Source organism: Streptomyces sp. NPDC002044 (genome assembly GCF_040296725.1).
Lineage (GTDB): Bacteria > Actinomycetota > Actinomycetes > Streptomycetales > Streptomycetaceae > Streptomyces > Streptomyces antarcticus.
Window position 1 is genome coordinate 1 of record NZ_JBEOXU010000174.1, and the last position, 11,086, is coordinate 11,086.

Consider the following 11,086-nt stretch of genomic DNA (forward strand, 5'->3'; position numbering starts at 1 on the left):
GTCGGCCGCGTCCACCGGGTCCCCCGGCAGCCAGCCCGCCGTGGGGGCGGCCCGCCCGGGCGCGCGGGGGGGGCCGCCGGGGCCCCCCCACCCCCCCCGGGACGACGCGGCTAGCGGATCGGCATGTCCGAGATCGTGCGGGCGATCACCAGCCGCTGGATCTCGCTCGTCCCCTCGAAGATGGTGTAGATCGCGCTGTCGCGGTGCATCCGCTCCACCGGGTACTCCCGGGTGAAGCCGTTGCCGCCGAGGATCTGGACGGCCTGGGCGGTGACCTTCTTGGCCGTCTCGCTCGCGAAGAGCTTCGACATCGAGCCCTCCGCCGAGGTGAAGGGCCGGCCCGCGACCGCCATCCACGAGGCCCGCCAGACCAGCAGCCGGGCCGCGTCGATCCGGGTCCGCATGTCGGCGAGCTGGAAGGCCACGCCCTGGTTGTCGATGATCGGACGGCCGAACTGCGTACGGGTCTTGGCGTAGTCCAGGGCCACCTCGTACGCCGCGCGCGCGGTGCCCACCGCCATGGCCCCGACCGCGGGCCGGGAGGCTTCGAAGGTGGCCATGGCCGCGTTCTTCACGCGCTCGCCGCCGCCGCTGCGCGCCCGCTCACGGGCCCGCGCGAGGCGCTCGTCCAGCTTCTCCTTGCCGCCGAGCAGGCAGGAGCCGGGCACGCGTACGTCCTCCAGGACCACCTCGGCGGTGTGCGAGGCGCGGATCCCGTGCTTCTTGAACTTCTGCCCCTGGGACAGCCCGGGCGTGTTCGGCGGCACGATGAAGGAGGCGTGCCCCTTGGTGCCGAGCTCCGCGTCGACGACGGCGACGACGATGTGCACGTTGGCGATGCCGCCGTTGGTCGCCCAGGTCTTGGTGCCGTTGAGCACCCACTCGTCCTTGGCCTGGTCGTACACGGCGCGGGTGCGCATGGCGCCGACGTCGGAGCCGGCGTCCGGCTCGGAGGAGCAGAAGGCGGCGACCTTCACGTCGTTCGCGTCGCCGTACATCTGGGGTATCCAGGTGCCGATCTGCTCCTCGGTGCCGTTGGCGACGACGCCGATGGCGGCGAGCCCGGTGCCGACGATGGACAGCGCGATGCCCGCGTCGCCCCAGAAGAGCTCCTCCATCGCCATCGGGATGCCGAGGCCGGTGGGGTCGAAGAACTGCTGGGCGTAGAAGTCCACCGAGTAGATGCCGACCTTGGCGGCCTCCTGGATGACGGGCCAGGGAGTCTCTTCGCGCTCGTCCCACTCCGCGGCCGCCGGCCGGATCACGTCGGCCGCGAAGCCGTGGATCCAGTCGCGCACCTGAATCTGGTCGTCGTTGAGCTCCATGGTGAACTCCGCCATGTCCCCTCCAGCTGTCTGTTCTCGCCCAGGCGTGGGTTACTAGCGGTAACCCATACGATCGCCACAGTCTGTTACCGGCTGGTAAGCACTGTCAAGCAGAGCCGATCCGGTTCCCGCCCAGGACAGCGGCGGCCGCCGCGTCGATCAACGGGGTGTGCGGGGTGTTACGTTGCGTGGGCGTCACGCACATCGCAAGGGCGGGGAGAGAAACACCATGGAGACCACGCAGCACGCAGGCGAGCCCGGGGCGGCCGAGCGGCGGCGGCGCGAGCTGCTCGAGGCCGCCGACCGGGTCGTGCTCAGAGACGGCCCCCAAGCCTCCATGAACGCCATCGCGGCGGAGGCCGGCATCACCAAGCCCATCCTCTACCGCCACTTCGGCGACAAGGCCGGCCTCTACCAGGCGCTCGCCGTCCGCCACACCGACGCCCTCCTCGACTCGCTGCGGGCCGCGCTCGACGCCCCGGCGGAGCGCCGTCGCAGGGTGGAGGCCACCCTGGACACCTATCTCGCGGCCATCGAGGCCCGCCCCCAGGTGTACCGGTTCCTGATGCACCCGGCCGAGGACTCGCAGGCCGCCGAGCGCGGCTTCGACGTCGGCCTGCACTCGGCTCCGCTGCTGCGCCGGCTGGGCGAGGAACTGGCCCAGGTCGTCGGCGAGCGCGTGGACCTCGGCCCCGACGGGGAACGCCTCGCGCGGATCTGGGGACACGGCATCGTCGGCATGATGCACGCCGCCGGCGACTGGTGGCTCGGCGAGCGCCCGTGCGACCGCGCCGAACTGGTCGCGGGCCTCACCGACCTGCTGTGGGGCCGCCTGGCGACCGCGGGCAACCGCGCGGACGGGCCGGGCTTCTGACCGGAGCCGCCCCCGGCGGCGTGTGAGGGCGCGGGGTCCGGGCCGGGCGCCGGCGCGGCCCGGCCCGGTTCCCGGCGCGGCCCGGTTCCCGGCGCGGCCGGGCTCAGCCCTCCGAAGCCCCCGCGCCCCAGGGCGCCTTCCGGATGGCCCGCCGCAGGCGCCGGGCCCGCAGCCCCGTGACCCGGTCCGCGTACACCGTGCCGTCCAGGTGATCGCACTCGTGCTGCAGGCACCGGGCGAAGAACCCGGTTCCCTCGATCCGCACCGGCGCCCCGTCGGTGGTGACCCCTTCGACGACCGCCCGGTCGAAGCGGGCCGTACCCGCCTCCAGGCCGGGCAGCGACAGACAGCCCTCGGGGCCGGTGAACTCCTCCCCGTCGGCCGCCACCAGACGGGGGTTGACGACGTGCCCGACGTGCCGCACGTCCTCGTCGTCGGGGCAGTCGTACACGAACACCCGCTGCCCGACGCCGATCTGGTTCGCGGCGAGGCCGACCCCCTCGGCGGCGTACATCGTGGCGAACATGTCCTCGACCAGCCGGTCGAGGACGGGGCCGAACGCGGTGACCTCCGCGCAGGCGGAGTGGAGCACCGGATCGCCCAGCAGGCTCATGGTGCGTACGAGTCCGGTGGTACCGGGGATGGGGCGCTGTCGCATGGCCGTAAGGGTACGACGGGCGAATATATGAGGAGATCCGCCGCGTCCCGGGGGCGCCGCGGTCAAGGCTCGGGCATGGACTGGATAGGCTGGGGCCGACCGACGCAAGGAGGACAAGGGACGATGGCAGGCAACACGGAGCCGCTTTCGCCGCGGGCCAAGCTGGCCGTGACGGCGGGCAAGGCCGCGGCGGCGGTGTCGCGGGCCGCGGGACGCGGAAGCGGATCGGTGATCGGGGGCAAGGTCGCGCTCAGGCTCGACCCCGATCTCCTCGGAGCGCTCGCGCAACATCTCGACGTCGTCCTCGTCTCCGCGACGAACGGCAAGACCACGACGACCCGGCTGATCGCGGAGGCCCTGCGGGCCAGCGGCCCGGTCGTCTCCAACGCACTGGGCGCGAACATGCCGGCCGGCATCACCTCGGCGCTCGCCGGCGGCTCGGACGCCAAGTACGGCGTCATCGAGGTCGACGAGAAGTACCTGGCCGGAGTGGCCCGGGACGTCACCCCCAAGGTGATCGCCCTGCTCAACCTCTCCCGCGACCAGCTGGACCGCGCCGCCGAGACCCGCATGCTCGCGGAGAAGTGGCGCGAGGGCCTGTCGGGCTCCAAGGCCGTCATCGTCGCGAACTGCGACGACCCGCTGATCGTGTGGTCCGCGTCCTCGTCGCAGAACGTGGTGTGGGTCGCGGCCGGCCAGGAGTGGAAGGACGACGCCTGGTCGTGCCCCTCCTGCGGCGGTGTGATGCAGCGCCCGGGCGACGACTGGTTCTGCGGCGAGTGCGGCTTCCGCCGTCCGACGCCCAGCTGGGTGCTCTCCGGCGACCACGTCCTGGACCCGCACGGCTCGGCCTGGCCGATCCACCTCCAGCTGCCCGGCCGCGCCAACAAGGCGAACGCCGCCACCTCGGCCGCCGTGGCCGCCGTCTTCGGCGTGCCGCCGCAGGTCGCCCTGGAGCGGATGTACCAGGTGCAGGCCGTCGCCGGCCGCTACGACGTGGTGAACTTCCTGGGCCGCGAGGTGCGGCTGCTGCTGGCGAAGAACCCGGCCGGCTGGCTGGAGACGTTCTCGCTGATCGACCCGCCGCCGACCCCGGTGGTCCTCTCGGTGAACGCCCGCGGCGCGGACGGCACCGACACCTCCTGGCTGTGGGACGTGGACTACACGCGCCTGGCCGGCCACCCGATCTTCGTGATCGGCGACCGGAAGCTGGACCTCGCGGTCCGCCTGGAGGTCGCGGGACTGGACTTCCGCGTGTGCGAGACCCTCGACGAGGCCGTGCAGCTGGCTCCGCCCGGTCAGATCGAGCTGATCGCCAACTACACCGCCTTCCAAGACGTGCGCCGCCGCGTCGGCAACTAGTACCCATAAGGACACGAGCATGAGCGACAACAGCCTGCGTCTGGTGTGGATCTACCCCGACCTGCTGAGCACGTACGGAGACCAGGGCAACGCCCTCGTGGTGGAGCGCCGGGCGCGCCAGCGCGGCCTCGACGTGCAGCGCGTGGACGTCCGCAGCGACCAGCCGATCCCCACCTCGGGCGACATCTACCTGATCGGCGGCGGTGAGGACCGTCCGCAGCGGCTGGCCGCCGAGCGCCTGGTGCGCGACGGCGGTCTGGAGCGGGCCGTCTCCAACGGGGCGATCGTCTTCTCCGTCTGCGCCGGGTACCAGATCCTCGGCAAGGAGTTCGTCAACGACGTCGGCCAGCGCCAGGAGGGACTCGGCCTGCTGGACGTGGTGAGCGTGCGCGGCGAGGGCGAGCGGTGCGTCGGCGACGTCCTCGCCGACATCGACCCGCGGCTGGGCCTGCCCCAGCTGACGGGCTTCGAGAACCACCAGGGCGTCACGCACCTCGGGCCCACGGCGCGGCCGTTCGCCCGGCTGAGCATGGGCCGCGGCAACGGCACCGGCGACGGTACCGAGGGCGCGTACAACGACACGGTGTTCGGCACCTACATGCACGGCCCCGTGCTGGCCCGCAACCCGCTCGTCGCGGACCTGCTGCTGAAGCTGGCCCTCGACGTCAACGCGCTGCCGGGTCTCGACGACCGCTGGTACGAGGCGCTGCGCACCGAGCGCATTTCGGCCGCCACGCAGCCGGCCTAGCCCCCGCGGCGGCATTGCGGCACCTCGCCGTCGGCCCGGCTCCCCCAGGTGGGAGCCGGGCCGACGTGCGTTCGCACCACGGCCGGGACCAGCATGTGGAGGATGGTTCAGCCAACCCGGCTTCCGCTTGTAGGGTGACGTTTAGTTCCCACCGGACGACGTGGTCCGGTCGTCGGCCCACGTTGCAAAGGTCTCTTCCTGCCATGCGCATAGGTGTGCTCACCTCCGGTGGCGACTGCCCCGGTCTGAATGCCGTCATCCGCTCCGTCGTACACCGCGCCGTCGTCGACCACGGCGACGAGGTGATCGGCTTCCTCGACGGCTGGAAGGGTCTGCTGGAGGCGGACTACCGCAAGCTCGACCTCGACGCGGTGGGCGGCATCCTCGCCCGCGGCGGCACCATCCTCGGCTCCTCCCGGGTCCAGCCCGCGCACCTGCGCGACGGCGTGGAGCGGGCCCGCGGCCACGTCGCCGACCTCGGCCTCGACGCGATCATCCCGATCGGCGGCGAGGGCACCCTGAAGGCGGCGCACCTGCTCGCCGAGGCGGGCCTGCCGATCGTCGGGGTCCCCAAGACCATCGACAACGACATCCCCTCCACCGACGTCACCTTCGGCTTCGACACCGCGGTCGGCGTCGCCACCGAGGCGCTGGACCGGCTGAAGACCACCGCCGAGTCCCACCAGCGCGTGATGGTGGTGGAGGTCATGGGCCGCCACACCGGTTGGATCGCCCTGCACTCCGGCATGGCGGCCGGCGCGCACGCGATCGTCGTGCCGGAGCGCCCCTTCGACATCGAGGAGCTGACCGCGATCGTCGGCGAGCGCTTCTCCGCGGGCAAGCGCTTCGCCATCGTCGTGGTCGCCGAGGGCGCCAAGCCCGCCCCGGGCGGCTCTATGGCCCTCGAGGAGGGCGGCACCGACATCTACGGGCACGAGCGGTTCGCCGGCATCGGCAACCGGCTCGCCGTGGAGCTGGAACACCGGCTGGGCAAGGAGGCCCGTCCGGTGATCCTGGGCCACGTCCAGCGCGGCGGCACGCCCACCGCGTACGACCGCGTCCTGGCCACCCGCTTCGGCTGGCACGCCGTGGAGGCCGCGCACCGCGGCGAGTTCGGCATGCTGACCGCCCTGCGCGGCACGGACATCGTGATGGTGCCGCTGGCCGAGGCCACCTCGACCCTGAAGACGGTTCCGGCCGAGCGGTACGCCGAGGCCCAGACGGTTCTGTGACCGTATGCCCGTTACCGCCGCCCCCGCGCGCAGGAGCGCACGGGGGCGGCACTACTGTGGTGGGGCGCCACAGTCAAGGGAGTGAACAGATGGACCACAACGGGCACGGCATGGACATGAACATGGACCTGCCGCCGTTCACTCTCGGGCGCGGGCTGGAGTTCTCGTTCGACGCGTTCTTCCTGTTCGGCTCGCTGCTGGGGCTCGCCCTGTACGCGTGGGGCGTGCTGCGCCTGCGCCGGCGCGGGGACTCGTGGCCGCTGGGCCGGACCGTCGCGTTCACCCTCGGCGTGCTGACCGTGATCCTGGTGATGTGCACCAAGCTGAACGACTACGGCATGGTCATGTTCAGCGTGCACATGGTCCAGCACATGGTGATCAGCATGATCACCCCGATCCTGCTGCTGCTCGGCGCCCCGATGACCCTCGCGCTGCGCGCGCTGCCGCCCGCCCCCCGCGGCAGCAAGGGGCCGCGCGAGCTGCTGCTCATGCTGCTGCACAGCCGCTACATGCGGGTGGTCACCCATCCGGCGTTCACCATCCCCATGTTCATCGCCAGCCTCTACGGCCTGTACTTCACCCCGCTCTTCGACTTCCTCATGGAGAGCCGGACCGGGCACATCGCGATGATGCTGCACTTCCTCGCCGTCGGCCTGGTCTTCTTCTGGCCGATCATGGGCGTCGACCCGGGCCCGCACCGGCCCGGCTACGTGATGCGGATGCTGGAGCTCTTCGCCGGCATGCCCTTCCACGCCTTCTTCGGGATCGCCCTGATGATGGCGAGCGAGCCGATGATCAAGACGTACGCGAACCCGCCGGCCTCCCTCGGCATCGACCCGCTCCTCGACCAGCAGTGGGGCGGCGGCATCGCCTGGGCCTTCAGCGAGATCCCCTCGGTGCTGGTCCTGATCGCGCTCGTCTACCAGTGGTACCACTCCGAGCAGCGGGCCGCGAAGCGCTCCGACCGGGCCGCCGACCGCGACGGCGACCAGGAGCTCGTGGCGTACAACGCGTATCTCGCCTCGTTGCAAGCGCGTGGCCAGTAGCGCGGGACGGCCTTCGCGCGCCACCATGGGGCATGACCGGATCCGTTAAGGCGATGGCCGTCACGACCTTCGCCGCTCTGGTGGCCGTAGCCGCGTATTCCGTGGCCCTCGGCAGCAACGGCTGGCTGTGGTTCGGCTGGGTGGTGCTGGGGCTGCTGACCGCAGGGATGGCCGCGTCCCGCGGCGCCTGACTCCCCGGCGGCCCTCCGCCGCCCGCGACGTTCCCCCGCGGTGGGACCCGGCGCCCCGTTCCCCGTGGGATCCTTCCTGCCGCCCCGCTGCCCGCCCCCGCTGCCCACCGTCCCCGGCCACCCCGCGCGGCGGGCCGGTGGCGGATCGGGAGCGCGCTCCGGAAAGACCGGTCCGCCGACGGTCCGTGCCCGCCCCGTGACGCGGTGTCGGACGGCCCCTAGACTGGATCTTTTCCGAGATTCCCGCATGCCCGGCCCCGGCCGGCGACAGGAGCGGCCTGGTGTTCTACCACTTGCTCAAGCACGTGCTGCTCGGTCCGCTGCTGCGGCTGCTGTTCCGGCCGAGGATCGAGGGCCTGGAGAACATCCCGGAGGAGGGGGCCGCGATCATCGCGGGCAACCACCTGTCGTTCTCCGACCACTTCCTGATGCCGGCGATCCTCAAGCGGCGCATCACCTTCCTCGCGAAGGCCGAGTACTTCACCGGCCCCGGGGTCAAGGGCCGCCTCACCGCCGCCTTCTTCCGCAGCGCCGGGCAGATCCCCGTGGACCGCTCCGGCAAGAACGCCGGGCAGGCCGCGCTGCGCGAGGGGCTGGGCGTACTGGCCGAGGACGAGCTGCTCGGCATCTACCCGGAGGGCACCCGTTCCCACGACGGGCGGCTGTACAAGGGCAAGGTGGGCGTGGCCGCGATGGCACTGGGCGCGGGGGTGCCCGTCGTCCCGTGCGCGATGGTCGGCACCTTCGAGATCCAGCCTCCCGGCCAGAAGCTCCCGAAGATCAGGCGGGTCACGATCCGCTTCGGCGCGCCGATGGACTTCTCCCGGTACGCCGGACTGGAGGCCGAGCGGGCCGTTCTGCGCGCCGTCACCGACGAGATCATGTACGCGATCCTCGAACTGTCCGGCCAGGAGTACGTCGACCGGTACGCGGGCGACGTCAAGGCCGAGGCGGAAGAGGAACGGAAGAAGGCCCGGCGCCGGTCGCGCTGAGCCTCCTCCCCTGCGGGCCGGACCGGGTGGCGGGCCGTGGCGAAAAGCCACCCGGTGGACCGTTCCGGCCACGGCACTAGCGGACGGCCGGGAGCTCCTCGCGGGCCGGGAAGCCGGATTCCTGCGCCGGGGACTTCGCGGCGGCGGGCGCCGGGGCGACCGGTGTCGCGTGCGGGCCGCACGTGACGTCCTTGGCGTCGACCGTGCCGGTCAGCAGGTAGGCGTCGACCCGGGTGTTGATGCAGGGGTTCACGAGGCTGGTGACGCCGTGCGAGCCGGCGTTCTGCTCGGTGATCAGGCGCGAGCCGGCGAGGCGGCGGTGCAGCGAGACCGCGCCCGCGTACGGGGTGGCCGCGTCCCGCTCGGACTGGACGATCAGCACCGGCGCGAGGCCGCGCTTGGCACCGACCTCGATCGGAGTGCTCTGCTTGGACCTCCACGTCGCGCAGGGCAGGTTCATCCACGCGTTGGACCAGGTCAGGAAGGGGTACTTCTCGTGCAGCCTGGTGTTGTCCCGGTCCCACCTGGCCCAGCTGGTCGGCCACTTGGCGTCGGCGCACTCGACGGCCGTGTAGACGGCATTGCCGTTCTCGGCGGTGGCGTTGCCCGCCGTGTCGGACATGTCCGGGGCGATCGCGTCGATCAGGACCTGGGTGTCGCCGGCGAGGTAGGCGGCCCAGGTCCGGGCCACGGGCACCCAGGAGGAGTCGTAGTACGGGGCGCTCTGGAAGAAGCCGGTCAGCTCGGCCGGGCCGACGACCCCGCCGAGCGGGTTCGCCTTGGCGGTGGCGCGCAGCTCCTGGTACTTCGCCTCGACCTCGGCGCGGGTGCCGCCGATGTGGAAGGCGGCGTCGTTCTTGGCGACCCAGTCCTGCCAGTCGTTCCAGCGGGTCTGGAAGGCGACGTCCTGGCCGAGGTTGGCCTCATACCAGATGTTGTCCTGGTCCGGGTCGACCACGCTGTCGACGACCATGCGGCGCACGTGGGTGGGGAAGAGGGTCGCGTAGACCCCGCCGATGTAAGTGCCGTAGGAGACGCCGAGGAAGTTCAGCTTCCTCTCGCCGAGGGCTGCGCGGATCACGTCGAGGTCGCGGGCGGTGTTCGGCGTGGTCATGTGCGGCAGCATCTCGCCGCTGCGCTCCTTGCAGCCGTCCGCGTACTCGGCGGCGAGCTTGCGCTGGGCGCGCTTGTCGGCCTCGCCCCCGGGCACCGGGTCGGCCTTGGGGGCCTTGACGAACTCCTGGGGGTCGACGCAGGAGATGGGCGCCGAGTGGCCGACGCCGCGGGGGTCGAAGCCCACGAAGTCGTACGCCTTGGAGGTGTTGGTCCACAGCGGGCTCTTGGTGGTGACCCGGCGCGGGAAGCGCATGCCGGAACCGCCGGGGCCGCCGGGGTTGTAGACGAGCGCGCCCTGCCGCTCCTGCGGGGTGCCGGTGCTGCCGATCCGGTCGACGGCGAGGTCGATGGTCTTGCCGAACGGCTTGGAGTAGTCGAGCGGGACCTTGACCCAGCCGCACTGGATGGGCTTCTCCAAGCCCCAGTCGGCGGGACAGTCCTTCCAGTCGACCCCGGTACGGGCGGCGCGGGCGGCGGCGATCCGTACGCCGGCCGCCTCCGCGGACCCGTTGTCGCGGCCGGCGGTGGCGGCCGTCGCGGTCGGTGCGAGCAGCAGGCTCGCCGCCAGCGTGCCGGTGATCAGAGTGGCGGCGCTCCCCAGCGCCGCGTTGCGTATCACGTCGTTGTTCCCCCTGCGTCAAGTGCCGCGGTGGCGGCCGGATTCGGTCGGGTTCGGTCGTCGGCGTGCAGGGCGATCCTGTCCCCTGGCGGGGACCCGGCGACAGGGCGGGGTCCGGTTCTTTGCCAACCCGATAACCGGCGATCCGTGTACCGCTGAGCGGATTCCGGTTCGCCCGCGTCTCACCAGCCGTACGTGGCGAGGGCCCCGTCGAGCAGTTCGCGCAGCCGCAGGGCGTCCGGGGCGAGGGCCGTCACGAGGACCGCCGGGCCGGCCAGCGGGGTGACCGCGGCGAACTCCCCCAGCACGGCGGCCGCCGGCGGGGCCGCGGCGAACGCCGGGTCCACCACGAGGAGCTGGCCGAGCGCTCGGTGGCCCGCGAGGCCCGCCGGGCCGTCCCAGCCGCCGGGCGCGCCCGGTCCACAGGCGAGCTCCTGGTCGAGCAGCGGGCGGCCGTCCCGGGTCACGCCGAGCCGGCTGCGCAGCAGCCCGGGCGCCTCTGCGCTGCGGCCCAGCACCTGTTCCTCGCGCAGCAGCAGCCGGGCCGTGGGGGCCAGCCGGACGCGGGTGCGCACGCGCAGGTCGCTCCCGCGCACGGACACCAGCGGCTCCGGCAGCCACCGCACCGACGCCCCCTCCTCCAGGGTGAGGTGTACGTCGTACCGCGCGGGCTCGCCGCCGCGGCCGGGCAGTGCGAGGGTCGCCGCCACCGACCCGAGGGCGAGGTGGGCCCCGGGACCGGCGACGGCCTCGACCGTGAGGTGGTCGCCGCCCAGCGGGGCGCTCATCGCGCCGACCAGCACGACCCCGGCCTCGGGGCCCGTCGCCCGGGTGCGGCGCAGGGCGAGCGGCCCCTCCCCGGCCAGCAGCGGCAGGGCGGTGCCGCCCCGCCCGTCGGCGGCCGCGCAGATCCGGGCGGTGGC

General features: G+C 72.6%; 11 protein-coding genes. 7 read left to right on the forward strand and 4 right to left on the reverse strand.

The window, feature by feature from the left end; all coding sequences use genetic code 11:
• Positions 1-110 precede the first annotated feature (110 nt).
• Positions 111-1,340, reverse strand: a complete 1,230-nt coding sequence (locus ABT106_RS28135; RefSeq protein WP_351282787.1) for an acyl-CoA dehydrogenase family protein — start codon at positions 1,338-1,340, stop codon at positions 111-113.
• A 214-nt stretch (positions 1,341-1,554) separates the two neighbouring features.
• On the opposite strand from ABT106_RS28135, the gene ABT106_RS28140 reads away from it, so the two are divergent.
• A complete protein-coding gene (locus ABT106_RS28140) occupies positions 1,555-2,199 on the forward strand; it encodes a TetR/AcrR family transcriptional regulator (protein ID WP_351282790.1) in 645 nt (214 codons plus the stop codon).
• A 103-nt stretch (positions 2,200-2,302) separates the two neighbouring features.
• On the opposite strand, the gene def is transcribed toward ABT106_RS28140, so the two are convergent.
• Positions 2,303-2,857, reverse strand: a complete 555-nt coding sequence (gene def / locus ABT106_RS28145) for a peptide deformylase (protein ID WP_351282793.1) — start codon at positions 2,855-2,857, stop codon at positions 2,303-2,305.
• 123 nt (positions 2,858-2,980) lie between these two features.
• Here def and ABT106_RS28150 point away from each other — a divergent pair, with 123 nt between their 5' ends.
• From ABT106_RS28150 to ABT106_RS28175, 6 genes are all read left to right on the forward strand, one after another.
• Positions 2,981-4,219, forward strand: coding sequence for a Mur ligase family protein (locus ABT106_RS28150; RefSeq protein ID WP_351282796.1), 1,239 nt, complete (start codon positions 2,981-2,983; stop codon positions 4,217-4,219).
• A 19-nt stretch (positions 4,220-4,238) separates the two neighbouring features.
• Positions 4,239-4,967, forward strand: coding sequence for a type 1 glutamine amidotransferase (locus ABT106_RS28155; protein WP_267718953.1), 729 nt, complete (start codon positions 4,239-4,241; stop codon positions 4,965-4,967).
• A gap of 203 nt (positions 4,968-5,170) precedes the next feature.
• The gene (locus ABT106_RS28160) at positions 5,171-6,199 is read left to right on the forward strand and encodes a 6-phosphofructokinase (protein WP_267718952.1); all 1,029 of its coding nucleotides are present in this window, start codon (positions 5,171-5,173) and stop codon (positions 6,197-6,199) included.
• Between the two features lie 89 nt (positions 6,200-6,288).
• On the forward strand, positions 6,289-7,245 hold the full coding sequence (locus tag ABT106_RS28165) for a cytochrome c oxidase assembly protein (protein ID WP_351282800.1): 957 nt from the start codon (positions 6,289-6,291) through the stop codon (positions 7,243-7,245).
• 32 nt (positions 7,246-7,277) lie between these two features.
• Positions 7,278-7,436 carry a hypothetical protein gene (locus tag ABT106_RS28170; protein ID WP_167536860.1) on the forward strand — a complete coding sequence of 53 codons (159 nt, stop codon included), beginning with the start codon at positions 7,278-7,280 and terminating at the stop codon, positions 7,434-7,436.
• A 281-nt stretch (positions 7,437-7,717) separates the two neighbouring features.
• A complete protein-coding gene (locus tag ABT106_RS28175; protein ID WP_267718950.1) occupies positions 7,718-8,428 on the forward strand; it encodes a lysophospholipid acyltransferase family protein in 711 nt (236 codons plus the stop codon).
• A gap of 76 nt (positions 8,429-8,504) precedes the next feature.
• Here ABT106_RS28175 and ABT106_RS28180 read toward each other — a convergent pair whose 3' ends face one another.
• On the reverse strand, positions 8,505-10,163 hold the full coding sequence (locus tag ABT106_RS28180; RefSeq protein ID WP_351282804.1) for an alpha/beta hydrolase: 1,659 nt from the start codon (positions 10,161-10,163) through the stop codon (positions 8,505-8,507).
• Positions 10,164-10,345: 182 nt separating this feature from the next.
• The coding region (locus tag ABT106_RS28185; protein ID WP_351282807.1) for an urease accessory protein UreD at positions 10,346-11,086 on the reverse strand (741 nt) is incomplete at its 5' end.

Excerpts from the sequence above, each read along its gene's own strand:
- ABT106_RS28150 (WP_351282796.1), top strand. The coding sequence starts at position 2,981 with ATGGCAGGCAACACGGAGCCGCTTTCGCCGCGGGCCAAGCTGGCCGTG.
- ABT106_RS28140 (WP_351282790.1), top strand. The coding sequence starts at position 1,555 with ATGGAGACCACGCAGCACGCAGGCGAGCCCGGGGCGGCCGAGCGGCGG.
- ABT106_RS28165 (WP_351282800.1), top strand. The coding sequence starts at position 6,289 with ATGGACCACAACGGGCACGGCATGGACATGAACATGGACCTGCCGCCG.
- ABT106_RS28135 (WP_351282787.1), bottom strand. The coding sequence starts at position 1,340 with ATGGCGGAGTTCACCATGGAGCTCAACGACGACCAGATTCAGGTGCGC.
- ABT106_RS28170 (WP_167536860.1), top strand. The coding sequence starts at position 7,278 with ATGACCGGATCCGTTAAGGCGATGGCCGTCACGACCTTCGCCGCTCTG.
- ABT106_RS28155 (WP_267718953.1), top strand. The coding sequence starts at position 4,239 with ATGAGCGACAACAGCCTGCGTCTGGTGTGGATCTACCCCGACCTGCTG.
- ABT106_RS28160 (WP_267718952.1), top strand. The coding sequence starts at position 5,171 with ATGCGCATAGGTGTGCTCACCTCCGGTGGCGACTGCCCCGGTCTGAAT.
- def (WP_351282793.1), bottom strand. The coding sequence starts at position 2,857 with ATGCGACAGCGCCCCATCCCCGGTACCACCGGACTCGTACGCACCATG.